Origin of the sequence: Streptomyces mirabilis (assembly GCF_018310535.1) — a bacterium.
Taxonomy (GTDB): domain Bacteria; phylum Actinomycetota; class Actinomycetes; order Streptomycetales; family Streptomycetaceae; genus Streptomyces.
Map to the genome: position 1 here is coordinate 255286 of NZ_CP074103.1, position 24527 is coordinate 279812.

At 70.1% G+C, this 24527-nt stretch carries 20 protein-coding genes and 1 pseudogene; 15 read left to right on the top strand and 6 right to left on the bottom strand.

Annotated features, from left to right (window positions below):
- Positions 1–30 precede the first annotated feature (30 nt).
- Both SMIR_RS41810 and SMIR_RS41815 read right to left on the bottom strand, forming a co-directional pair.
- Entirely contained in the window at positions 31–1035 is a 1005-nt protein-coding gene (locus tag SMIR_RS41810) for a DNA polymerase Y family protein (RefSeq protein WP_212728703.1), read from the bottom strand.
- Positions 1032–4478, bottom strand: a complete 3447-nt coding sequence (locus SMIR_RS41815) for a DNA polymerase III subunit alpha (protein WP_212728704.1) — start codon at positions 4476–4478, stop codon at positions 1032–1034. The genes SMIR_RS41810 and SMIR_RS41815 overlap by 4 nt, the downstream gene beginning before the upstream one ends.
- A 260-nt stretch (positions 4479–4738) precedes the next feature.
- On the opposite strand from SMIR_RS41815, the gene SMIR_RS41820 reads away from it, so the two are divergent.
- A complete protein-coding gene (locus tag SMIR_RS41820; RefSeq protein ID WP_212728705.1) occupies positions 4739–5047 on the top strand; it encodes a hypothetical protein in 309 nt (102 codons plus the stop codon).
- 90 nt (positions 5048–5137) lie between these two features.
- The gene (locus SMIR_RS41825; protein WP_212728706.1) at positions 5138–6100 is read left to right on the top strand and encodes an ATP-dependent DNA ligase; all 963 of its coding nucleotides are present in this window, start codon (positions 5138–5140) and stop codon (positions 6098–6100) included.
- Between the two features lie 120 nt (positions 6101–6220).
- Here SMIR_RS41825 and SMIR_RS41830 read toward each other — a convergent pair whose 3' ends face one another.
- Positions 6221–7345: a hypothetical protein gene (locus tag SMIR_RS41830; RefSeq protein ID WP_212728707.1), complete on the bottom strand. Its 1125-nt coding sequence runs from the start codon at positions 7343–7345 to the stop codon at positions 6221–6223.
- 153 nt (positions 7346–7498) lie between these two features.
- Positions 7499–9013 carry a hypothetical protein gene (locus SMIR_RS41835; protein WP_212728708.1) on the bottom strand — a complete coding sequence of 505 codons (1515 nt, stop codon included), beginning with the start codon at positions 9011–9013 and terminating at the stop codon, positions 7499–7501.
- Positions 9014–9258: 245 nt separating this feature from the next.
- Between SMIR_RS41835 and SMIR_RS41840 the strand changes: the two genes are divergently transcribed.
- From SMIR_RS41840 to SMIR_RS41890, 11 genes and pseudogenes are all read left to right on the top strand, one after another.
- Positions 9259–9744, top strand: coding sequence for a hypothetical protein (locus SMIR_RS41840; RefSeq protein WP_181411827.1), 486 nt, complete (start codon positions 9259–9261; stop codon positions 9742–9744).
- Positions 9745–9747: 3 nt separating this feature from the next.
- Positions 9748–11556 carry a hypothetical protein gene (locus tag SMIR_RS41845; protein ID WP_212728709.1) on the top strand — a complete coding sequence of 603 codons (1809 nt, stop codon included), beginning with the start codon at positions 9748–9750 and terminating at the stop codon, positions 11554–11556.
- Positions 11557–11725: 169 nt separating this feature from the next.
- Positions 11726–12208, top strand: coding sequence for a hypothetical protein (locus tag SMIR_RS41850; RefSeq protein ID WP_249938703.1), 483 nt, complete (start codon positions 11726–11728; stop codon positions 12206–12208).
- 153 nt (positions 12209–12361) lie between these two features.
- Complete coding sequence (locus SMIR_RS41855) at positions 12362–13081, top strand: prepilin peptidase (protein WP_200725445.1); 720 nt, start codon at positions 12362–12364, stop codon at positions 13079–13081.
- Positions 13082–13379: 298 nt separating this feature from the next.
- A complete protein-coding gene (locus tag SMIR_RS44190) occupies positions 13380–13739 on the top strand; it encodes an SH3 domain-containing protein (RefSeq protein WP_024127120.1) in 360 nt (119 codons plus the stop codon).
- Between the two features lie 238 nt (positions 13740–13977).
- The gene (locus SMIR_RS41865) at positions 13978–14370 is read left to right on the top strand and encodes a tryptophan synthase subunit alpha (RefSeq protein WP_212728710.1); all 393 of its coding nucleotides are present in this window, start codon (positions 13978–13980) and stop codon (positions 14368–14370) included.
- Positions 14371–14451: 81 nt separating this feature from the next.
- A complete protein-coding gene (locus SMIR_RS41870; protein ID WP_212728711.1) occupies positions 14452–15909 on the top strand; it encodes a site-specific integrase in 1458 nt (485 codons plus the stop codon).
- Positions 15909–17870 (top strand): hypothetical protein, encoded by a 1962-nt coding sequence (locus tag SMIR_RS41875; protein WP_212728712.1) that lies wholly within the window; start codon positions 15909–15911, stop codon positions 17868–17870. The genes SMIR_RS41870 and SMIR_RS41875 overlap by 1 nt, the downstream gene beginning before the upstream one ends.
- Entirely contained in the window at positions 17867–20395 is a 2529-nt protein-coding gene (locus tag SMIR_RS41880; protein ID WP_212728713.1) for a hypothetical protein, read from the top strand. The genes SMIR_RS41875 and SMIR_RS41880 overlap by 4 nt, the downstream gene beginning before the upstream one ends.
- The gene (locus SMIR_RS41885) at positions 20395–20823 is read left to right on the top strand and encodes a hypothetical protein (RefSeq protein WP_212728714.1); all 429 of its coding nucleotides are present in this window, start codon (positions 20395–20397) and stop codon (positions 20821–20823) included. The genes SMIR_RS41880 and SMIR_RS41885 overlap by 1 nt, the downstream gene beginning before the upstream one ends.
- A 230-nt stretch (positions 20824–21053) precedes the next feature.
- Positions 21054–21451: pseudogene (locus tag SMIR_RS41890) on the top strand (transposase); the annotation flags it as partial.
- Positions 21452–21550: 99 nt separating this feature from the next.
- Here SMIR_RS41890 and SMIR_RS44195 read toward each other — a convergent pair.
- The gene (locus SMIR_RS44195; RefSeq protein WP_249938704.1) at positions 21551–21709 is read right to left on the bottom strand and encodes a hypothetical protein; all 159 of its coding nucleotides are present in this window, start codon (positions 21707–21709) and stop codon (positions 21551–21553) included.
- Between the two features lie 1029 nt (positions 21710–22738).
- Between SMIR_RS44195 and SMIR_RS41900 the strand changes: the two genes are divergently transcribed.
- Both SMIR_RS41900 and SMIR_RS44200 read left to right on the top strand, forming a co-directional pair.
- Positions 22739–23002: a helix-turn-helix transcriptional regulator gene (locus tag SMIR_RS41900; RefSeq protein WP_212728716.1), complete on the top strand. Its 264-nt coding sequence runs from the start codon at positions 22739–22741 to the stop codon at positions 23000–23002.
- A gap of 161 nt (positions 23003–23163) precedes the next feature.
- Positions 23164–24048 (top strand): DUF6083 domain-containing protein, encoded by an 885-nt coding sequence (locus SMIR_RS44200; RefSeq protein ID WP_249938705.1) that lies wholly within the window; start codon positions 23164–23166, stop codon positions 24046–24048.
- 218 nt (positions 24049–24266) lie between these two features.
- Here SMIR_RS44200 and SMIR_RS41910 read toward each other — a convergent pair whose 3' ends face one another.
- Positions 24267–24509, bottom strand: a complete 243-nt coding sequence (locus tag SMIR_RS41910; protein ID WP_212728718.1) for a hypothetical protein — start codon at positions 24507–24509, stop codon at positions 24267–24269.
- Between the last annotated feature and the right edge of the window lie 18 nt (positions 24510–24527).

Consider the following 24527-nt stretch of genomic DNA (forward strand, 5'->3'; position numbering starts at 1 on the left):
CGGCCCTGAGGTGGGGACTCGGAGCCGGAGTCACCCGAAGGTCGATGCGGCCCCTGCGATGCCGGGACCGTAGCGACGGCGCGCCCTGTCGAGGGCAGCCTCAAGGCGGAGAAGTTTCTCGTCGCGATCGTCGAGCGTGAGCTGGTGGACGGCGTACTCGGCGGGGCGAAGGCGTTCCGCTCGTAGGGCGAGCGCGCGGACCCGGGCGCGTTGGAGACCGAGGCCGGCGAGGAGGTCGCGGGCGGCGGCCGCCAGGGCGGGGGTGTGGGCAGTCGGCTCGGTGAGGCTGCGGGTGCAGGTGGTCTGGGTGCGGTCGGCGTAGGTGACGGTGAGTGTGAGGGCCTGGGTGATCTCGCCGGCCGTGCGCAGCCGGGCGCCGAGTTCCTGGACCAGGCCGAGGACCGTGCGGTGGTGCCGGTCAGGGTCGAGCTCGTCGCCGTCGAACCGGTGTCCGGCGCTCATGGTCTTGGGGGCGGCGCCCGGGACGACGGGGCGCTCGTCGCGGCCGTGGGCGAAGTCGTGGGCTTGCCGGGCCGGTCCGGTGCCGAGGATTCGCTGGAGCGTGGTGAGCGGGGTGTCGGCGATGTCGCCGACGGTGGTGATGCCGTAGCGGGCGAGGGTGCGGGCCGTCTTGGGGCCGATGCCGGGCAGGGCGGCGGCTGGCTTCGGTCGGAGGAACGCAGCGATCTCGTACGGGTCGTCGACGACCACCGTGGCGGCGCCGGGCGGGGTGGCGTCCGCGGCCATCGCCGCGATACCGCGCGTGGGACCGGCGCCGGCCGAGCTCTGGACGCCGTGGAGCGCGAGCAGGCGCAGGCGGAGCACGGCGATGAGGCCTTCGACATCGCGGTCCCAGAAGGTGAGGGCGCCGGTGAGGTCGACGTATGCGGACCAGTCGGCGGGCAGCGGCTCGATGCGGGGGCTGATGCCGTCCAGCACGGTGAGCAGGTGTCCGTACAGCTCGTCGTTGCGCTCCACGGGATGGAAGTGGATCCGCAGAATCGCGCGCGGCCGCGGGTTCCTGGCAGGGGTCATCCGGCGCTCCCTTGGCTCTTGTGCCCGAAGCGGGTGAGGTCGGCTGATCGGCTTCCGGCGGGCTGAAGATCGCTCCAGGGGTGCATGAGAGCGCCCGCGGTGCCGACGGGGATCGTCCGCGACGGGCTGGCCTGTGCGGGGGTGGGCGCGGGGGCCTGGCCCAGGAGCTCAAGGACGGCTTGCGGCCCGTGGGTGGCGCGGGCGGCGGCGAGCTCGTCAAGATCCCAGGCCATCTCGCCGACGACGGTGCGCCTCGGTCCGCGGGCTTCGACGGTGCCGCGGACGAGGAGCAGGCCGTGGTGGAAGATCGTGTGCGCGCACCGTTCGTGGGAGTCCTCGAAGAAGGCGAGGTCGACGAGGCCGGAGCCGTCTTCGAGGGTGACGAAGATGATGCGCCTCCCGGACGCGATCGGCGGAGTCTGGGTGGATGCTCGGACGCCGGCGACAAGGACGCGCTGTCCGGGATGCATGGCGCGCAGGTGCTTGGCGTCGGTGGCGCCGATCTCGCGCAGCAGCCGGTGGTGGTCCTCCATCAGGTGCCGGGAGACGTCGATCTTCAGGACGCCGAGCTCCGCCTCCAGCCGCTCGCGGGCGGTCATCTCCCGCAGCCCGGACGGATCGGCGGCATCGAGCGGGGTGTCCAGCTGCAGCTGGCCGACGCCCGGCCGGCTGCGGGTCTGGCGGTGGAGCTCGGTCGCCTGCAGCAGCAGGTCCCGCCGCGACGACTCCCCCTTGAGCGGGTCGAGGGCGCCGATGCGGATGAGCCGCTCGACCGTCGGGAGCTTGGGGTGAGCACGGGCGTAGAGGTCCTGCAGGGAGGTGAAGGGCTGGCCCTCGGCGATTCTCGTGACCTCGTCGTCCGAGATGCCGTGCACGGAGGCGAGGGAGATCCGCACGCCCCAGCCGGATGCGGTCTGCTCGACCGTGTACTGCGGCTGTGAACGGTTGATGTCGACGGGCAGGACGGGAACGTCATGGCGGCGGGCGTCGGCGACGATCACCCGGGCCGGCCACATGCCCGGGTCGTGCTCGAGCAGCCCGGCGTAGAGCGCGGCGGGGTGATGGGCCTTAAGCCACGCGGACTGCAGCGCCGGTACGGCGAACGCCACCGCGTGGGCCCGGCAAAATCCGTATGCCCCGAACGACGAGACGATCTCCCAGACGTTGTCCAGCACGGTCGGGCTGTAGCCGTGGGCCCCGGCGAGCTGCCGGAACCAGGCCTCGACCCTCGCCAGGCGCTGCTCGTCGCTGAGGGCGCGGCGGGCTACTTCGGCCAGCGCGCGGTCGCAGCCGGTCATGACCGCCAGGATGTCGATGATTTGTTCGTGCCAGATCGTCACCCCGTACGTATCGCGCAGGACCGGTTCCAGGTCGGGGTGCGGGTAGACGGGTGCGGCGCCGTGGCGGGCGGCGATGAAGAGGGCGGGCATGCCGCCCTGGACCGGACCCGGGCGGAACAGGGAGATGTCCGCGATCACGTCCTGCGGGCCGCGGGGCTGGAGCCGGCCGACCAGATCTTGCTGGCCGGGCGACTCGAGCTGGAACATCCCGACCGTGTCGGAGTTCTGGATGAGCGCGAAAGCGAACCGGTCGTCGAGCGGGACGTGGTCGGCGTTGTCGAGGTCGATCGCCCGGCCGGTCGTGCGGCGGATCTCCTTCACCGCGTGAGCCATGGCGGACTGCATCCGGACCCCCAGGACGTCCAGCTTGAGCAGGCCCATGTCCTCCACGTCCTCTTTGTCCGCCTGGAGCATCGGGTACTCGCCGCCCGGCGTGGGCTGCACCGGCAGCCGGTCCAGGAGGCTCACGTTGGAGAGGATCACCCCGCACGGGTGCATGGCGATTCCGCGCGGCAGAGCGTCCAGCCCTTCGGCGAGCTCCCACAGCGGCCCGAACTGCTCCGCCTCAGCAGCGAGTTGCCGCAGCTCGGGGAGCTCGGTGAGGGCCGAGCGGATGTCGCAGGCGCGGATGTGCGGGAAGGACTTCGCGATCCGGTCCACGGTGTCCGGCGCCAGCCCGAGCGCGAGGCCGGCATCCCGGAGGGCGTGCCGGGCTCGGTAGGTCTCGGGCATGCCCGTGACCGCGACCCTCTGCCGTCCGAAGCGGTCGATGATCCGGTCGTAGACCTCCAGGCGGCGCGCGGACTCGACGTCGACGTCGATGTCCGGCAGCGACGTCCGCCGCTCACTGAGGAAGCGTTCGAAGAGCAGCCCGTGTTCCAGCGGGTTCGCGGTGGCGACGAAGAGCGAGTGGTTGACCATGGAGCCGGCGCCGGAGCCGCGGGCTGCAACCCGGATGCCCATGTCCCGCACATCGGCGACGACTTGGGCCACGGCAAGGAAGTACGGCTCGAAGTGCAGGCGGCCGATGATGCCGAGCTCGTAGTCGAGCTGGTCCATCGAGCGCTGGTCGCGGTCGAGGCTGCGGGCGACCATGCCGCTCTCGCACCGCTGCCGCAGCAGCCGCATGGCCCCGTCAGGCCCCGGCTCGGCGCCGACCACGGAGGGCTCGGGGAAGTGCGGCACCCCGAGCCCCAGATCCCGGGCCGGGTCGACGTCGCACGCGTCCGCGACCAGGGCGGTATCGGCGATCAGCCGCTCGGCGCGGCGTCGGTCCGCCCCGGCGGCCGCCGCCACCCGCTCGGCGATCTCGGTCATCGCGGGCCCGTCCTTGAGCCAGCGTTCACCGCAGTCCAGGCGCCGCCGGTCGATGGGCCGCAGCAGCCGGGCCGCGTCCAGCACGTCCGCGATCCGGTGCTGGGCGGGGTCGGCGTAGCGGACGGCGTTGGTCAGAACGGCCGGAATGGCAAGGCGGTCGGCGAGCGTCAGGGTGTGCGCGGCGAGGCGGACAGAGCCCGGGCCGGTGCCGGACAGGCCCCAGCACACGATCTCCAGCCGCAGTCCGTCGCCGGCGACCTGCCGCCAGGGGGCGAGGAGTCGTTCGGCGACGTCCGGGCGGCCGGCGGCGAGGGCCCGCAGGGGCTCCGATGCGGGACCGAGCAACACCGTCAGGCCATCGCCGGCGTGCTGGGCGAGCATCTCCCACGACGCTGTCGGCGGCTTGCCCGCGGGGAAGGCTTCGGCGTGCGCGCAGGACACCATCCGGCACAGCCGCGCCCACCCGCTCGCATCCTGGGCCAGGAACGTGGCCCGGAAGGCGGCCTCGGTGACATGGGCGCCGCCGCGTACTGGGGACCGGTGGCGTACCTCGGCCGGTGGGACATGGGCGGCGACGCCGAGATCGACGCCGAATACAGGCTTCACTCCGGCGGCCGCGGCGGCCTTCGCGAAGCGCACCGTTCCGGTGACCATGTCGCGGTCGGTCAACGCCACCGTCCCGATCTCGCGTTCGGCGGCTCGGGCGATGATGTCGCGCGGGTGCGAGGCGCCGTAGCGGGCCGAAAACCCACTGCTGACGTGTAGGTGTGGGACGCCTCCTCGCATGACACCCTCCGCCCAGATACCCCCAAACCTGTACCAACCGATCCAGTCACTCTCGACTGTATCGAACATTAATTCGAACATGCGAGTTCCGGACATCATTGTTCGGCCATCCAGGGTCGCGAGGGAGGTGTACAGAGGGGGCAGGACCGCATGTCTGAGTACGTGACGCCCGAGATCTGAGTAGCCGATCGGCTGTGCGGCGCCGGCCGCCCACCTTTGATGGGGGCATGAACGCCTCCGCACCCGCTTCCGCTCGCATTGTGCAGTCTCCGGCCCCGAGGGAGCGCACACGACTGTGGGCCGCCCTGGCCGCACTCCTGTTCGTGCCGGCAGCTGTGGTGACCGGGATCCTGACGCTGGCCTCGGAGCAGGCCTCCCGGTGCGTGACCTACGGCGAGCAGTGCACCCCCGGCCTGCCCAGCTGGGTGTTCGAGGGGAGTGCGGGCGTCGGCACGGTGGCGCTGCTTGTCGCGCTGGCCGCGCCGGCCGTACGGATGCGGCAGGCGGCGCTCACCGTCCAGGTGCTCGCCGAGGGCACCGCGCTGCTGGTCATCCTCAGCCACGCCTGAGCCAGCAGCAGGCGCATCCGGCCGTATCGGCACCGAGTCCCGGCCGCCAGCCGAAGGGCGGGCGTGGGGCGGATCGCGTAGGAGTGGAGGGTGCACCTCTCGCCGCCCGTCGAGCCCATGCTGGCCCGCTCCGTGACCGCGCTGCCGCGCGCCGGATCAAGGCCGCCGCTGTTCGAACAGAAGGCGGACGGTTACCGAGCCCTCGTCTTCGCCCGCCCGACGCCCTACATCCAGTCCCGGCGTGGCGCGGACCTCGGGCTAGCGTTCCCGGAGATCGTCCGGGCCGCGGCCGCCCTGGGTGTGGAGGCGGTCCTGGACGCGGAGCTGGTGGTGTGGAGCGAGCACGGGCTCGATTTCTCCGCCCTTCAGCGGCGAGCCCGCCGCCGGGGAGCCACCGCGGAGCACGCCGCCCGCCAGGAACCCGCCCACTTGATCGTCTTCGACCTCCTGGAAGTCGCCGGAACCGTCCTCCTGGGCGAACCCCTTCACCGGCGCAGGGCCGCGCTCGAGGACCTCTTCACCTCGCGCCGACTGGCCGCCCCCTGGGCCCTGTGCCCGCAGACCTCAGACCGGGAGACCGCGTTGTCCTGGCTGGACCCGGCCTGGGGCACGGTGGGCGTCGAGGGCGTCATGATCAAGGATCCGGGCTCCCGGTACCGGCCCGGAGAGCGCGGGTGGCAGAAGCTGCGGACGCGCACGACGGCGGAGGGGATCATCGGAGCGGTCACCGGAACCGTTCACGCTCCGAAGAGCCTCCTGTTCGGCCGTCTCGACCCCGCCGGCCGGCTCCAGCTGATCGCCCGCTCCACACCGCTGTCCCGGCCCGCGTCAGCCGAACTGGGCGTCGCACTGCGCCCCGCCGGGCAGGAGCACCCCTGGTACGGCCGTCGCTTCTCCGCCGGGTGGGGCGCCTCCGAGCCGCTCATCTTCCAGACCGTCGTACCCGACCTCGTCGCCGAGATCGACGTCGATACCGCTGTGGACCTGGGAACGTACCGGCACCCCGTGCGCTTCCTGCGAATTCGTGACGACATGACCTCGGGGGAGGTCTAGGTTCCGGGTGCTTCGCCAGCCTGCGCGGCCTGATGGCGCGGGCACGTCACCGGGACATGCCCGCGCATAGGCGGTGCCTCACTCCACGAGGCCCCGTTCGGGGCCCTGGCGCGCTGCGGGTCAGAACAGGACGGGCCGGGGCTGGTGGAAGTAGCCCGTCTGCTGGGCTGCGGCGATGGCTGCGGCGGCCGGGCTGTCTCCGCCGGCCGGGATGTGCGGATAGACGCAGTCGACAAGGTCGTACGACTGCGCGTCGCCGCATCCGGAGCCGACCACCGCGCAGACCGGCGAACTGTCTCCGCCGGCCTCGGTCCACACGCCGGGCCAGTCGGGATGCTGCTCGGTCACATGCGCGGCGCAGTGCCGGCACTGGACCTTCTGTTCCTTGCCGGTCAGCCGCCTGGCGGGCCGTGCCTGGGTCGCGTCGACGACGTGCGGCACCCTCTGCGGCGAGTCCATTCCGGTCAGGAGCGAGCGTTCGCAGGACGGCCCGAACTCGTTCTCCACGCTGACCCACACGTCCGGCCAGTGCGGGTGCCGGTTGGTGACCGGCATACCGCAGCCGGCGCAGCTGTGCGCGTCCAGACCGTGCGCCTGGAACAGGGTGAAGATCTCTGCCGGCAGAGGGTCGCAGACGCCGCCGGGTCCATCAGCGAGCGGTGGGAGGGCGAACAGCGGCAGGCCCTTCTCCGCAAGCCGTACGTCCTCCCAGGTCTCCAGCCCGGCCACGGGCACACTCTGTGTCCAGCCGACGCGGGGCACGCTGGTGGTCGACGGCCGCTGTACGACCTCAAGGTCGGGGCGGCGCAGCCCTGCGGGCACGTACTCGGACAGTGCCCGGCGCAGCTGCTCAACGGCCTGGCCCCGGTCCTCCGCGCTCAGCCAGGACGTCTTCACCAGCTCCCGTAGGTAGCCCCGCGGGTACAGCGTCACCTCGTACCGCCAGCCGTCCTCGCCCCGGCGCAAGCCCCGCTCGTACTCACCGGAGTCGTCGAACGCGAAGCACGACAGCAGACCGCCGGCTTCTTCCGCCGCTGCGAGCGCCTCGGCGACCGTCGCGAAGGAGTCGGTGAAGTCACCCCACGGCGTGCTCATCGGCTCGTAGTCGTCCATGGAGGTCAGACATGGCATCTGCGCCGCCAGCGCGTTGAAGACGGCGGTGTTCCGCGATGCTGCGGCCGTGCGCTGCTTCGCCTGCTTCGCGTGCTTGGCCGCCCGCTTCTGCTGCGCCCTTTTCCCCATCATGCCTGCCTGTGTCGAAGAGGTGGATCTCTCGCCGGTTCAACTGCATGGCGGGTTGTTCGTCACGTGACGCGGGAAAAGAGTGCCTGTGTGGCCGTGCCGAGGTGATGGATGGGTGCGGTCTTGCACGCGGCCGCACCCATCGGTATGGGTGTTTCAGTTGGTACGCGGCGGGGTCATCCGGGCGTGCAGCAGGGTGCTGCGGGTGAGTTCGCTGCCCTGCCTGTGGTCCTCGTTGAGGAGTGCGGTCAGGCCCTTGGGCGCCTTCCAGTGCTCGCGGAGGTTGAGGGTGGCGCCGAGGTCGTCCAGGAGCGCGTCGATGACCATCGCGGCTTCGCTGGGACGGTCGCCCCCTCCGTTGCCCCACCACAGGTGCTCGGAGGGTGTGCACGGGGCGGGGTGGACGTGGTCGTCGCTCGTCAGGACCCACACCGTGTGGTGCAGCACGACCGAGGTGAGTTCCGCGCCGCCGGCCGGAAGGGACAGCGGGGCGTAGAAGCGCCACACCGGCCTCCCTCCGTCGTCGGGGGTACGCAGGACGGGCATGTCGGTGAGCGGGTCGATGAAGAACGCGTCCGCCTTCTTGCCCTGGGCGAGGACGACGTGGGCGGCGGTCGGGTCGCACATGGTGAGCCGACGGGTCCACCGGTCGCTGATGGTGCCGGTGCTCACCGGCACCTCGGCGAGCGCGCCGAACGGCAGCAGGGCCGGCTCGCGGCCGACGGCGACTTCGAGGGCCGCGACGGCTTCCGGGTGATTGCTCAGGGCGAGCTTGCTCCAGCCGGCCTTGAGGATCTGGCGCTCGCCCCCGACGGGCAGGGGGTGGTGGCTGCGGTCGGGTACGGCGGCGATGGCAACGGGATTGCGGGTTTCGCCGTATCCCTCCTTGCCGAAGATCTCGTTGTCGTGCGTGGTGTGGTCGATGCGCTCGTTACGGATGTCGTTGGCCATGTCCGTCGCGGCCAGGTGTGAGGTGACGTCGAAGGCGTCATTGCGCGCTGCGCGGCGCAAGATCTTCTCGTTGGCGTTGGGCGGCACCTCCACGACGGCCGCCGGAGCGCCGGGCTGCCACTCACGGATCAGCTGGGGCAGGCGCAGCAGGTGAGGCCACCAGGGCAGATCCTGCCCGGCGAGTGCGGCGACGTCGCCCCAGTCGGCTTCGTACTCGATGCCCGGGTGCGCGGTGTCGGAGGCGACCAGGGACGGCCCGCGGAAACTCATGTCCCCGTACAGGGCGCAGACGGTCACCACACTGTCCGGGTTGCCGGAGGCGGCAAGGGCGGAGGCGACGTCGGTGGCGACCCTTCGATCGTCGCAGTGCACGACGCGGATCGTGCCCACGGCGGTGTGCCAGTCGAGCGCTGGCCCGCGCACCGTGTCCTGGAATCCGGCCCACCGGCCGGCCGGCAGGTCCTGCTCCCGCGGGCGCAGCAGGACGGCGCCGCGGTGGGTGAACTCGGGGGTGTCCGCCGCCCATCGGTAGACCTGGGTGCCGTCCCAGACCTCCTCGGGCTCCTTCTTCTCGCCGAACCCCGCGAACGGGTTGTACGGCGGCTCGGTCGGCTGTGGGAAGTCGTCGTACTTGCGTGCCAGGCGCCACAGCCCGAAGGAGTTGATGCCCAGAATCTGCTGGACCTCCGCCCTGGACAGATAGCTGTCACTCACGCCCATACCGCTGCTCCTCACCGTCCCCAGAGCCGAGTTGGCCCAGGCCAGATCATGGAGCGGACCGGGCAAGCAGCACGCCAGAGCCGCTCTTCCTGCCCTGTTTCCCACCCGCATTGGCCGAGAAGGTGCTGTTGCCGCCGCGGATCAGGGCGTGACGGGCTGCAAAGCCCGTACAGGTCACGGCACTCGGGAGGGTGAGCAACCGAGAACGCCCCGGGCCGGCGCAGCGCAGCCCGTACGCTTTCCCCGTGACGACCGCCCCCGCCCCGCAAGCTGTCCAAGACCTTCTGCGGCGGGCCCTGCTCGCCTTCGACGCCCGCGCCCTGCACACCGGCGGTGAGGCCGGCGCCCATACCGCTGTGTTCCTCGGCGACCTGGCCGCGGACATCCTGCCTGCCATGGACGCCGCCGAAACCGAAACGGCTCGCGAGGAGCTCGCGGAGGCGTACCGGTGCCTCTCGCTGGCGGGCGAGAACCCGCTCCGCCAGAGCTGCACGGAACGCGAGTCGATGGTGAACATCGCCGTCCACGCCCTGGCCCGAGCCATGTTGCGCTGCGACACCGGCAGGACCCCGTCGGAGGAGGAGGTGCACGAGCTGCTGAGTGGTCTGTGGACCGCCTCGCTGCTGGCGTGGGCGCAGATCTTCCCCGCCCGCCTGGACGGCGGGTCACCGCCGTGCGCCTGCGGAGCTCTGGGCACGCGCCCGGTCATGGCCCCGGCGACGGGGGCCTGAGCGGTGCGGCGGGCCTTCCCTGAGATCTCCGGCCGCGGGCTCGCCGCCCTCGGGACCGAGCTGCCGGCCCTGGCCGCGATCCGGGTGGCCCTGACCGGCGGCCGCAGCGGGAAGTTCCACGTCCCCCACCCCGACCTGCGCCGCTTCAGTTCCGACGCTTGCCGGTTCGCCAAGCCGGCCGCCGAGGCCTCCACTCATCCGCTCGTCGAGGTCTTCGCGCAGATCTGCAAGAAGTGCGACATCGTCCTGCCGAAGGCGCCCGATGCCCTGTGGCGGGCGGCCGCTTTCGCCGCCCAGCGCCAAGACCAGCTGGACCGCTGCCGGACCGACCGGGAGCCGCAGACCTGGCTCGGGTACGCGCGGCACGCCGCCCGGTGGGCACCGGGTGACGACGAGCAGTTCCGGCGCTGGCTGGACACCGCCCGCACCGACTCCACTTTGGCCGCCGATGCCGCCGTGCTCGCCGACGCCTGGCAGCAGCTGGCAGCCCAGTTCCGCGGCTTCCTGGAGGAGTACGCCGCCCAGTGCCCTGAGGTCGAGGCATACAACGGCGCCCGGGACGCGGTGCGACGCTGCGCCGACACCGACCAGCGCCGGGAGCTGGACCAGATCGGCGCGGCGGTCGGCAACCTCTCGCGCCGGCGGGCCCGGATGTACGAGCCAGAACCGCGCCTGGACGTGTGGACCCTGGTATGCGGGGTGTGGCTTGCGGCCCGCTCGCGAGGCCGTGGCGCCGAGCAGTCCGCCGACCTGGCCCGCGCCGCCGTCGCGGACGAGCTGAAGGGCGCCCGAGTGCGGGACGTCACCCGGCTGCCCGTGCCGCCGCGCACCCCCAGCGACCGGCACGCAGACCCGGCAGCGTGGGCGGACGCCGAGCTGGCCCTGTGGTGGCCGCAGGCCGTGACAGCCGCGTGCACCCGCCTTGAGGAAGAGTTCGAGGCGGAGTCCGCCGCCATGTCCGCGCGACTGCTGCTGGTACGCGACTGGCCGCTCACCGGCACCCGCGACACCCCGGTCGCCTACCTGGCCGCCTCCCCCGTACTGGGCCCGGTCGTCCCCCACGGGCACCGCGAGGTCGACGACTACGTGTCCTGGAGCGGCGGCGACACCGCCGGACCGTCCTACGCGGCGGTCGTTGCTGCCCCGGCGCACCTGGTGGCGAAGCTGGAACGAGAACAGGCAGCCCAGCCCTCCCACTACGAGCCGCGGTTCACCGCCGGCGGCCCAGTCACCGGCGGCGCGGCAGACCAGGCCGCAGCCGAGGCACTGCTGCGGCAGGCGTTCCCATTCCTGCCCGGCGACGGCGACCGCGAGCCGTCTACCCCGACGGACGAGGTCCTCGAGCAGCGCCGCGCCCGGCGTGCGGCCGACCGGCCGTGGCGCGACGGAGCGGGCGAGGAACGCACCTACCGCATCGCGAGCGCCCTACGCGACGGGTACGGCTGCTGGATTCCCGACAGCCCACAGGCCCTGGCCGAGCTGGAGGAGATGGCGCCCTGGCTGCGCTGGAGCGCGCTGCGCCTGGACGTGCTGTGCGGCCGTGACGCTGAACAGCACTCGTGGGCCACCCTGTTCGGGACGCTCGAAGCCGTCGACAGCGCCGGCATCGCACTCAACCCCGGCGGCCGACACCTGCCGCTGCACGTCCCCGTGCACCGGATCGTCGCCCTGACCGGCGCCCCGCACTGGGAGCGCAGCCAGCAAACCCCCGCACTGTGGCAGCCCTACCAGCTGCTTCCCACGCCACCCACAGGTCCGGGCTCCGAGCCCGGCCGCCTTCGCGTCGTACCGGGATCCGCCGGCGCGCGCTGACCGATTTCCGAAAATGACCGCCGCACCCCGCACCGGGACCGGCCGGCTGCGGAACACCGCCCGCAAAGTGAGATCCGGGTCACAGCCGTAGCGTCCAATCGTGGACGACGGCGCACCCCCTTCCATGACCATGATCGGACCCTCACCGCGACCAGGAGGGGGTACCGCTGTGCCGGTCCTGCGCCAGCTCACGACATGCACCGCACCGTCGACCGTCGTCATCGAACGCCGCACCCGGGCACGGGACCGGCCGATGGACTACCGGCTGGAGGTCTGCCACCGTCACCGTTGGCTGGCCAACAGCTGGACCGGGCGGCGCGGCCCCGAGGGCGCCGGCGGCCGGTGTGGCACCGTCACCGACTACCGGCCCTTCGCCGCGATCGTGCAGTCCCATGCCGACCTGTGGCTCCGAGCGTTAACTACGAACGCCCCCGAGGACCACGGTGGCGACCTCGCGGCCGCGCTCCGCGCGGGATTCGAGTGGCTGACCACCTACCGGGAGCCGACCGGTGTGGCCACAGCACTGGAACACGCGGCCCGGATCGCCGAGGCGACCGCGGCCGGCACCTTGCAGCCGGCCGAGGGCCAGGCGCAGGTCCTGGCCGCGCTCAACCTGGCGGAGACTCTCGACGCCAGCGGACGGGGAGCATGAGCCGGCGCTTCGGGTTCTGCAGCCCGGCGGCCTCACCGGGCGCGGTGTAGGGACTCACGGAGGCGGGCCGGAGGGAGTCGTCGCAGCGAGCCGTAAGGTCGAAGCAGACCGGCCCGTCACGGTGAGGCCGGGCTGTGTACGTAGGAGTCTCTCTTGTCCGCCCTCAGCGTTGCCCTGACCGCCGTCGTCGGAGCCCTGGCCGGTGCTGCGGCCCGCCCTGCGGTCTTCGCCCGCTCGGTCCCGGCGCCCGCGTCCGCCCGCAGTGCCTGCCCGCACTGCGGCAGCGCCGTCCTGGGACGCCGGCTGCCCGTACTGCCCGTCTCCGGACGCTGTCCGGCGTGCGCACAGGCGATCGGACCGCGCGCCCTCGTGCCGGAGACGGTGGCCGCCGCCGCGTTCGCCGTGGTCGCAGCGGGCGCAGCGAGCGGCTGGTTCGCCGCCGCCCAGTACTGGGTCGCCGCGTGCGGTGTCGCCCTCGCGCTGATCGACCTCGCCGTGCAACGGCTTCCCGACGTGCTCACCCTCCCCGCCTGCGGCGGGACTCTCATCCTGCTCACCGCGGCCGCGCTGGCCGGCGAGACCGGCAGCCTGGGCCGCGCGGCGGCCGCCGCCGGCGTGCTCACCGCCGTCTTCCTCCTCATGGCGTTCTCCGGCGCCATGGGACTCGGCGACGTCAAGCTCGCACCGGCCATCGGGGCTCTCCTGGGCTGGAGCAGCTGGACGGCCCTGTTCTGGGGAGCAGCCGCGGGATTCGTCGTCGGCGCGGTGTCGGAGGTAGCACGGCTGACGGCCCGCCGCGCCCGCCGCACGCACGTCTCCTTCGGCCCCTACATGGTCATCGGGGCCCTCGCCGTCTCCGTCACCACAGCCTGACCGTCGCCGCCGCGGGGCTCTCGGAAATACCGCTTCCTGTAATAGCTCTTCCTGCATATCGATTCCCGGAACGGCCTCTACCTGACACCACCGTTCCGGAATGCGGTTTCACGGAATAAACCGAGCCTGGTCAACTCCCCTGCTCAGCAAGAAGATCGAATCCGGAACGAAGACGAACCTGTCGGGTTCCGGATTCCCTTCTCGCTCGCCTTCATCGCGCCGCCTGAGCACCGCGGTGAAGAAGCCTTGCACAGGCGGCCGAGCGAATTCTGGCCGACGACACCAGGAAGAGCCGCACATGAACACCCTCACCCGCCGAGCCGCGACCGTGGCATCCACCGGCGCGCTGCTCCTCGGCGGCGCCGTCGCCACCGCCTCGACCGCCAGCGCCGCGACGGTCGGCAGCGGCGCCTGCACCCACCAGATCAAGATCAACACCGACGTGTACACAACGGTGAAGTTCCGCACCGGCCCGGGCACCGGATACACCGCCACCGGCCAGCTCTCCAAGGGCACCGACGTGTACTGGCAGTGCAACAAGGGCCGCAACGACAAGCCGGGCGCCTGGGGCTACGTCACCGTCAAGTCCGGGGCTCACAAGGGCCAGAAGGGCTGGGTCGCCGCCCAGTACATCAACGTGCCCATGCAACTGGACTGACCCTCACCGGCCGACGGAGACGAATCGAGCTCTCCCGGCCCACCAGCGCCTGAGCCGACACCTCGTGAAGGCTCAGGACGACGCAACGGCGGCCCGGCCCCCTGTGATCCCGGGCCGCCGTCGGCGTACCCGCACGCGGAGCCCAGCTCCCACCTCGCAGGGCCTCCATCGCCTGCTTCGCAGCCCCGGGCCGGGCTGACCACCGTCGGCCAGCCGATCGAGCCCCAGGACGGGCACTATGAACCCCACCCCTTCGTCACTCGACGCACCGCCATCCCGCCTGGGTCAGGCCCTGGCCAACGCTCGCGGACAAGGCCGGGCCGCACTCGCCGCCTACCTCCCCGCCGGCTACCCCACGCTCGGGCAGAGCCTCGACGCCCTGCATCTCTTGTCGACGACAGTCGACGTGATCGAGATCGGCCTGCCGTACACCGACCCCCTCATGGACGGCCCGGTCATCCAGCACGCCGCCGCACAGGCCCTCCGGGCTGGCTTCCGCACCGAGCACCTGTTCACCACCGTGCGCGAGCTCGCTGCTGCCTCCAACACCGCGCTGGTCGTTATGAGCTACTGGCAGCCCATCCACCACTTCGGGTCCTCTTATGCCAAGGTCCTGAGCCTGTCTCAGTAGTGATTCCTCGGTGACATGAGGCCCCAGGTGCGGCTGTTAGGGTCCTGCCGCCTGGATGTCTCATGATCATGGTGGTACGGGGTGGACTACTTCTTTGTCTCACGTAGCAAGGTGCGTCGCTTCTACGAGTCGCCTCCCGGCGTCGATCTCGACGCGTTGGCGTACGTGTCGCGGCCGGGGGCGTTGAAGGAGGGCACTCCATTCTTTTTTGACTCGCAGATGCGCCCGGCGGAGCCGTTGGTCTCGTTCTTTCTGGAGATGGCGAAGACGCTGAAGGCGAAGTCACTGCAGGACTACACGTACGACGCCCTCGACTTGACCGAGTTCCTGGAGAACGAGCTCGACCCGCCGGTCGACCTGTTATCGGTGATCGAGGAAGACCTCGTGGCCTACCGGGAGGACTGCACCGAGCACCGTGAGTCGCCCGATGCGCCGGCGACGTGGAAGCGACGCCGGGCCATGATCAATGGCTTCTATGGGTGGGCCGAAGACCAGAAGCTGATCGACAAGCGTCCTTACTTCCGTCGCCGCAACGGCCGGGACGTGCTGTCCTGGGGTGCCACGACCCAGCTGGACGTACGCCATCTGACTTGGCGGCAGTGGAACTTCTTCAAGCAGGTGGGCCTGCGCGGCTACCTGCCCAACGGGCGCGTCGATCGCGCGTATCGCGGGCGCTCCCCGCTGCGCAACAGCGCGGCGCCGGAGCTGGCGATCACGACGGGGATGCGACTGCAGGAGTTCAGCTGTTTGTTGGACATCGAGGTCGGGCCGCCCCGCCGGGACGGCTCCCCGGCTGAGGTGCAGCTGCAGGCGATCGCGAAGTACGGCCTGCCCCGCACGGTGATGGTCCAGGATCCGACGCTGCGAGAGCTGGACATGTACCGGCGTACCGAGCGTGCGGCGCAGGTGCGGGCTGCGGCGAAGGCGCTGTGGAGGCGGCGCGAGGAGCTGTTCATCGTCGAGGACATCGACCTTCGGCGGATGAAGGTGCGCGGGAAGCTCGATGGCCGACGTCGCACCTTTCGGGTCGAGAGCATGAACGCGGACAAGCGCCGCCGCGCCGTCATCGAGGGGAATCACGGTCTTGAGCCGATGGCTCTGTTCGTCGGCCGCGGTGGCACGATGCCGACCAGGCAGCGCTGGGAACAGATATTCGACGAGGCGCATCTGCGCGCTCTGCGGCTGAGCGAGGAACATGAAGTCGGCTTCGTCATGCCGCGCCAGGTGCGGATTCACGACACCCGGCACACGTTCGCCGTCTATATGTTGCGGCTGCTGACCAAGCTGATTCTCCGGGAGGAAGCCGAGGAGTACCTGGCCGGCGGGCACACCGGCTACCTGACGGACCACATCTCGCGGAACCCCCTGCTGATCCTGCAGGACCTGTTGGGCCACCGCCATCCAAGCTCGACCTTGCGTTACCTGCGGTACATGCGTGACACCAACGCGCTGGTGGCGAAGGCGATCGCCGAGTGGAACAACCAGGATGCCACCTACGCCGACTATGCGACGGCAATCGCTGGACGGAGGGCAGCCTGATGCCCCGCCGCGGCGAGCGCAAGCCACGGGTCCGCAGTACAGCTCCCAAGCCGATGCCCACCCAGGAGCCAGACCACATCGGGATCCGAACGCTGACCCGGACGCGCCGTGGTGCGAAGGCCAGCCACATGGTGGATCCGGCGAAGTACCGGTGCAGCGCCCTGGCGGCGCAGCTGGCCGACGAGTGGATCAGATACGCCCGCGCAATGGCAAGGATCGATGGTGGGGCCGACATGGCTGGGGCGGTGCGGGGCTTCGCCAGGTTCGTCGACAAGCACCTCCCTACGCTCGGCATGGATCCGGCAGGTGCCCGCCTCGACGGATGCGGGGTGGATCTGGTCGAGGTCATCCACGCGTGGGAGGAGGATCTCCGGCAGCATCACGGTCTGCGTTCCAACTCCCCATATGCGAAGACGAACTACCTGCTGACGCTGATCGAGCAGCGCTCGTTGAGGGACGCGAGCATGCCGGAGGCGCTGCGGCTGCGCTCCCAGGCCCCGCCCGCCTATCCCACATGGAAGGGGGAGCCGCTGGACGAATTCTCCAACGCGGAGCGGATCGCGCTGCGAGACGCGGCGCGTAACGCAGTCCGTGCGCTCGAGGCCCGCCTGGCCTGGGGCCGGGAACTGCTGGCCCGTGGGGTCGATCCCCGCGAGGGCGGGTGGCATGAGCCGGCGAATTTGGTGTGGGCGGCGACGCACCCGCGGCTGCTGACCGTGGAGGCGCTGAAGCCGCAGTTCCGTCAGAATGTACTGAGCTGGCCGGAGCCGGTGAAGGCCCTGCTACCCACCGGGCCCGATGGCACCCTCCTCAAGCGCGGATTCCGCTATCTCGTCGCCGCGTTGAGCGCCCTGCTGTTTCCGGCCGAGACGGACCTCCAGGCCTTCCGAGTGCTGTTGATGCTGGGCATGAGCGATACGAGCCCGGAAGAACTCCACGCTCTCCAGCTGTCCGACATCGAGTTCACCGACGGCGGTGTCCGACTGGTCCAGCGCAAGAACCGTGCCCACCGGGTCCGTGCAGACCTGCACCCCAGCCCCGATCCGGAGGAAGGGGCGGCAACGGAGTTCGCCGGGGACGGCGCCTGGGACGTTCCGGGCCTGCTGCGGCGGCTCCTGGCATCCACGGAGCTGTCCCGGAAGGTCTTCCCCGACGCTGAACCCTGGTTGTTCCTGGCCGTGGAGCGTCGCCTGAGGGGTGTCCTGGATGCGGACATCGCCTATTTCAAGGATCGCGAACGACGCTTCGGTGGCTGGATCAGCGAGCAGCGCGATGCCGCCGGGAAGCCTCTGGAGATCTCCAAGCCATTCGAAATCCGGCGGCTACGCAAGACGACCAAGGTCCTGCGTGCGGTCGCGCTCGGTGGCACGGTGAGCGACTTGGCGGGAGACGACCACCATGTAGAGGTCTATCGCATGCACTACGCGCACGGCACGACCGCGCACATTCTGGCCGGCCGGTCGATCAACCGAGCCCAGAAGTGGGTCTTCGAGCGCATGAGCGATGTCGTGCGCCCGGTGCTCGTCACCGAGGAGGCCGAGAAACATGTGGAGGAGCCCGAGGTCGCTGAAGATCTCGGGCTGGACATCGAGCAGGCCAAAGCCATGCGGGCGGGAAAGTTGGACATGGGCCTGGTCAATTGCCGCAACCCGTACGACTCGCCGCATCGCAAGGACACCAAGGTCTGCCATGTCGCGCCCGCGATGTGCATGCTGTGCCGCAACGCCGTGGTGTTCACCTCCCAACTCCCCCGCCTTTTGCTGCTGTCCGATCACATCGAGCGGATGCGAATTGCGCTGGCCCCGCCGCACTGGCGGGCCCTGTGGGGCAGACAGGCGGAGGCCTTGTCGGAGGTCTTCGAGGAGTGCGCGGACCTCGTGCCCGCCGCCCGGCGTGAAATCGTCGAACTCGGCCTACGCCTTGATCTCCCCTTGGGGATGAGGACGGAGTTCGACCGATGACGGCCCGCCCCGCGACTGAATCCTTGCCCTCGCAGTCCTTCCGCGACGATGAGAAGGTCTTCAGTCACGGTGGATATCAGCTTCTCGACGACATCGTGGTGCCGCGGTTCGGTGACACCCGCTGTTGGCTGGCCGACTGTATCGGCCGCGCGGCCAACCGGAGGCCGTCAGAGTGGCGGATCGTCTTCCCGGAGAACGATCCGCTGATCAATTTGCAGCTGCGGGAGTACTGTTTCGCCCTGCTCAACCCCTCCCATCCCCTCCTGCGTGAATCCCTGATCTTCCTGTCCGGTGTGCCCCTGTCCGTCGCCACCATCCGCCCGTCGATGCTGGAGATCAGAAAGGTCATGCGCTGGGGCCACGAGCAGGGACTGCCGCCCGATCTCGGCCTGTGGGACCCGGAGGACTGGTATGCGGAGATAGCCCACAAGGCGTCTCAGGTCGAAGGAGCGAAGACCGTCGCCTTCCATGTGACGGCGATCCGGCGCTTGCGCCAGCTCACCGCGGTCATCACCGGTATCAGCGCCTTCGAGGACCCATGGGGCGACGAGCCCGCCTCGAATATCGGAGCCAAAGCGTACGACGAGGACGCCCCCAGCCTGGACACACTCGCCACCCCGTCCATCCCGCCCGAGACCTGGTGGCCGCTCCTGCGCGGAGCCTGGACCTACATCCACACCTTTGCTCCGGACATCTTCCGCTGGCGCGACCAATTCGCCCGGGAGATGGAAGTGCCCTCAGATCTGCCCCGCTCAACCAAGGCGCGCCCGACGCGCCCGCAGGACACGGACGCGCTGCTGGAGAAGTGGCTGCGCACGCCGGGCAACGCGGTGCCGGTCCACGAGGTCGACTACGTGAACACCAAAGCCGGCACCCCGATGTGGACGGCCCTCAGTAAAATGATCACCGACGGCAGGACCATGAACGTCTTCGCGGACAACATGAGCGACAGAACCCGCAAACGGCGGACCATGGTCTGGGCCGCGATCGGCGAAGGACGCGTGGCGACCGTCAAGGCGAGCGTGGGCCGCGGCAAGGGCTCCACCGCGCCGAGCTACGTCGCACCGGGCACCAGTCCTGGCGTCACCCGGGAACAACTGGACGAAGATGTGCGGCGATGGCTCGCCAATCCGGCCACGCTGGTTCCGGTGCACGCCACCGACGACCACGGGAGAGCCGGTGAGCCGATCTGGGCAATGGCCGCCCGCATGGTCTGGGGACACACTCCGTCGGAGGCCCACCGGCATCGTTACGCCAAGCGACTTGACCAGCGCACGCGGACGGGGGCCGCGCGCGCACGCCTGCTCTTGCAGGCCGTGGCCGACGGGCGAGGGATTCCCGTCGACGTGGAGGCAGGAATCGGCTGGCGCGCCTACCAACTTGAGTGCCCGGACGCCGCTCACATCCAGCGTGAGGATGGCACGTCTGCGCCGTGGCGTACGCAGATCAGCGCCGTAGAGCTGGCCTTCGAACTGCACATGCTCCGGGCAGCTGTGTACGTGTTCGTCAGCGCCTTGACACTGATGCGCGACTCGGAGGTTCAAGAGATTCAGCGTGACGCCGTGCGTACCTACTTCGGCTCCCCGGCTGTCGTCTCCCGCAAGACCAAGATGGACCCGGCCCGCCCGGAACTGCACTGGTGGATCATCGAACCGGTCGCCGAGGCGCTCGCGGTCCTCGAGCAGCTGTCCCGGCACCCCACCCATCTGTTCGTGCGGCTGGCTCCGCTCACCGGCAAGCCGGCCAACGGCGAGCCCGGGATCGCCTCTGAGGCCGAGATCGACTTTTTCATCAACGGCATCAACCACGTTGCCCACCAGCACGGACTGGCCAAGATCCCGCCCTCTCACGTCCGCTCGCACATGTTCCGCAAGACCATGGCGCAACTCGCCGGACGAGAGCCGGACTCCGAGGTCGCGCTCGGCATCCAGCTCAAGCATGCCGCCCGCCGCGCGGTGGCCAACCGCACCACCCAGGCGTACGCGCAGATGGACGCGAGCTGGGCCAAGGAATTCGACACCGAGCTGCAGCAGGCCGCCGCACGGAAACTCGTGGACCTGCTCCGAGGCCGCCGCCAGGGCCAACGCGTCGCGGTCGGTCCTGGCGCCGCCCGACTCCACGCCGGCCTCGACAGGGTCATCGCCACCATCGACAACGACCCTCAGCTCCGGGCCCAGATCGCCGACGAACGGGTCGAAGAAGCCCTGCTCGCCGACGAGTTCCCCAACTTGCACCTGGGCACCCTCAACCACTGCATGTTCGACGCCCCGCAGGCCGAGTGTCAGGGCGAGCTCCCCGAAGGCCAGCGCGGCCTGGCCCCGCTGCTCGGCGCATGCCAACCCGCCCGCTGCCGCAACTCGACCATTACCCGCGCCCACGCCCCGTACTGGGTCGCAGAGGAAGACGACCTGACCGCCCTGTCCAAGAATCCACGGCTGTCGCCGCCGAACCGCGAGGCGGTCTTCATCCGCCTCGCCGACGTCAAGCGCATCACCCGCGCACTCGAAGAGGAAGGCAGCGCCTGATGCCGGTATCCGCGGCGTCCGCCGAGAAACTCAGGGCAGCCATGGCCCGGCTGCTGGCCGGTGAACCCCTGCACACCGACGGCGCCCTCACCAAGGAGAACCTCGCGAGAGAGGCCCAGGTCAGCCACGCGACCGTGCACCGCGCCGAGGAAATCCTCGCCGAATGGGACGCCCAGGTCGCCCGCCCCGTGCTGCGCACGCCCGGCGAGGTCCGGCGCGACGAGACCATCGCCGAGCTACGCAAACAGATGAGGGAAGCACGCACCCACGCCGCCGAACTCCAGGGGAAACTCGATGCCCTCGCCACCGTCACGGCCAACCTCTACGCCGAGAACCTCGTATTGAAGAAACGGCTTGGCCGCACCCGGCTCGCTGTCCTTCCTGCGGAGGAAGGAACCACCGCCGACAGCCGCTCGCCCCACCGCTGAAACGACATCTTTGCCGCAGCACCCTGGCGCGGCCGCTGCCCAGAAGGAGCCTTGTCAGGGCACGGACCGCTCCGGGTGGGACGGCCTGTCGCCAGCGAGCCAGTGGTCGAGACCAAGTCCCAGCGCATGGCGGAGACGACAACGTCGGCGGTCTGTGCGACATTTCGTGAGTTCCCCTGAGCCCCGCTGAGTCTCTGGGCTCCGGGCAAGGGGGGTACCTCCTCCTTCGTGTGATCACCGACGGGTACGGCACCCCGCTGGCGGTCTCGCTGACAGGCGGCAATCGCAACGACGTCCCCCAGCTGCTGCCGCTGCTCGACGCCATCCCGCCGCTCCGCGGCCGGGTCGGCCGTCCCCGCGGTCAGCGCGACTCCCTGTTCGCCGACCGCGGCTACGACGACGACATCTGCCGTGAGAAGGTTCGGGCCCCCGGCATCGTGCTGGCTATCGCCCCCCGCACGGCAGCGGCCTGGGCACCTACCGTTGGGTGATCGAGCGCACCTGCGCCTGGTTCCAAGGCTTCTGACGCCTGCGCATCCGCTGGGAACGACGAGCTGACGTGTACGAGGTGTTCCTGAAACTCGTCTGCTGCCTCATCACCCTCCGGGAACTCAGCTCGTTGTGTTAGCCGTTGTTCGGGCGATGGAGGGCGGTTCCGGAACGATTTCGCATAAGGATTCACCCGTCTCAGGAGCTGCCCTGCGCCCCTTCCTTGAGACCTCATTGGTCAACGGGCCCTTTCTTTCAGCACCCAATGCAGGTCTCCTGTCATCGCGGCCGCATTCCAGTGGCTGACAACGCCGGCAGTTGTCAGCTGGAGGAAGAGGGCGGGAAGGGCGGCGGCCGTCAGCCCGCATTCCCTGGCCAGGTGATCCGGTTCGGCCACTCCTTGATCATCTCCCGGGCCAGTGCGAGCAGCGAGGCACAGGGTGGCGAGGCGGGGCAGAGGGGCCGCGTCCATGCGGAAGCGGCACGCAGTGCGTAGGGCCCAGTCGGCGGCGCGCAGTCGATCAGGGCGAGCTGGGCACTGCCCCAGAAGGCCAGAATCGAGCAGTTGGACTCGTTTCACGTGTTTGCCGATCTCTGGGCCGACTGGGAGTGTGCGTAGCCATCGCGACTCCTTGAGCTCCCGCCATGGGTCCTTGGCTGTCCCCAAGCGAAGGCTGCGCAGTATCCCCAATGGCAACAGCACCTGAGCCGAGTCGCTCATGCGCAGCGCGCACTGAAGGGCGATCAGCCGGGCGGCGGCGCCGGTGTCAGCCGGGAGGGCGCTGGCGAGGTAACTCAGCATTTCGCGTACTCGGGTTTGGCTGTCAGGATCTTTGGGACGGCGTGATCTGCGGCGGGTGTTCCTGTGCCCAGTCGGTGACGTCGTGGCGGTCAAGATTGTGTCGGGGACCACGGTGGCCTCCGAGGTGGCTGCGGAGCATGCGGTGCATGCGTCGGTGAGTCGCCACAGGCGTCCGCCGCGTTCGCGCGCGAGCAGGAGTCGGATGGGGCCCTGGCATCCCCGGTGGCGGCGGTGCCAGCAGCAGCCTCGTTCGTGGCACTGGCATGTCCGCAGGTGTGTCGGCAGTGGGGCCCGGCGTGCATGGAGGGCCAGGTGGGCCAGGAGTTCGGCGCGGGCCGAGGGGCCGTTGAGCGGTCGGCCGGTGTGGGGGCACTGCTGGCACACGAGGACTGGGCCGCCAGGCTGCGGTCGCAGTTCAACTGTCCAGCTGCGCTGCACTCTGGGGTGGTTGAAGCGGAGCCTCATGGCGCGTGCGTTCCTCCTGTCGTTCCGCGCCGGCCCCCGTCGGGCTGGGATCGCGCACACGGTAGTGCAGACCTCTGCCTTTTGCTGAGCTACTGACGGGCGGAAATAGGGCAGAGGTCTGCACTGACAGGGCAGGTGTCTGCACCGTCGGATAGTCGGGTGACGATCTTCCCGCCCGATCCGGACTTCGACGCTCTGCGTCTGGAGCTCGCTCGGCTGCGTGCGGCGCGGGGATGGACATACGACGAGCTAGCCGCCCGGAGCGGCCTGGCCAGAAGGACCCTCATCGAGATCGAGCAAGGTCGCACGATCGGCACCCTTAAGACGTGGCACGCCCTCGCTCACGCGCTCAGCACTCCGCTCGACGAACTCTTCGGAGCCCTCTGCCGCGGGCACGAACCACCCCGGCGGGCGAGCGACTGACAGGCTGCCGGGGCCTATGTAACAAACCACCCGATCAGGCGAGCCCAGCGCGAACGCTCGAGCGGAGATTCGAATGAATGTCGCCTCGGATGGGGCCATTCGGCGGACTCCACCGGCCTGGACGTCGCCCGTACGGCGTGTTGCCTGGCACCTTCGCGCGCATGCGCCCCTCATCTACACGCCGCCACTGGGACGGCAGCCCCGTTCAGGCCCACCAGCGACGGTCATTGCGTGTTGAGCCCGACAGCCCCACCCGGCTTCTGCGCTGTGCGCAGCGCGACCGTTGCCGTGAGTGCGGAAACCCCGTCGAGTGGTACCACCGAGTTCGTGACCGCCCCGTCCGCCTGCATCCGCAGGAGCTCCCGGTAGCCGAGGTGCCCGCCGACTACCGCTGGCACGTCAGCTCCGGCCTCGCACATCCCGCCGGGGACGGCACTGCGTGGTGCCGACTGGCCCACACCGTCGTCTGCCCGGCTCGTGATGCTGGCGCCGCCATCGTCCCCGCGCTGACCAGGCTGCGTCGGATGCTGGCCGTGAACACGCGCCGCCTGACCGACGCCGGTGTCTTCACGCCGAGCACGCCGACAGACCGTTCGCCGCAACAGCCGGAGGATTCCTGCCGACCCGCCAGACCCGTTGTACAACTCCTGTACGTTCGCTACCTCGCCGCACGCCCCGTGGGCGAGATCCAGTGTGTGGCCCAGACGCGGCAGCGTGACCGATGCACCCACAGGATGCTCGCTTTGGACGGCTTGGCGGGCGTCTGGAAATTGGTCCCCGCAACGGCTGCTCAAGGTCAACTGGCCCTGCCCTCTGAGGCAATGGCTCTGTATGACCTGTCCTCCCTGCCGTACGCCGAGCAGTTGCGCTGGCGCACGCAGCGCTGTCCTCAGCACGCGGCTGCCCCGACAGCAGCGGACCTCGCACTGACGGACTGGGAACCCTTCGACCCGCTCGTCCACCACGCGCACGTGCATCCTCGTCTTCCGACCCATGTTCGTCGGCCACGCCCGGGTGGCGACGCGCGGAGAGCAGGCCGACGATGAGACAGGAGCACGCCGTGGAGATCATCCTGACCAGGCCGACCACCCCTGGAGAGCTTCAGCGAGCGTGCCGAGCCATGCTGCTCGCGGTGAACGCAGACCGCACCCGCCTGATGACCGTGCGCCGGGCCAAGTCGTCGGGGCGTGTGCTGCGGTCACTTCGCCACGAACTCGATCGACTACTGCCCATCGACGTTCTGACGACTTACTACCCCGACGCATCAGGTCAGGTTCTGCTCAGCCTTGCCCTCACCTGCGCCTTGCGCTCGGCGATTGGCCAGGCCGCGGCAGCCCGGGGGCAGAAGCCCGGAGACTTCCTCGGCCGGACCGTCGCAGCGGCCCTTGAACGGGATGAGCGGGACCGTACTCGGCAACTGGCCGCACAGCTCCAGGGTCTCCTCGTCCACCACGTCCCTGAAGACGTGCTGGTCTGTGTGGCCCGAGTCCTGCTCGACCGCTGTCACCTCGCGTCCTCTCCTCCC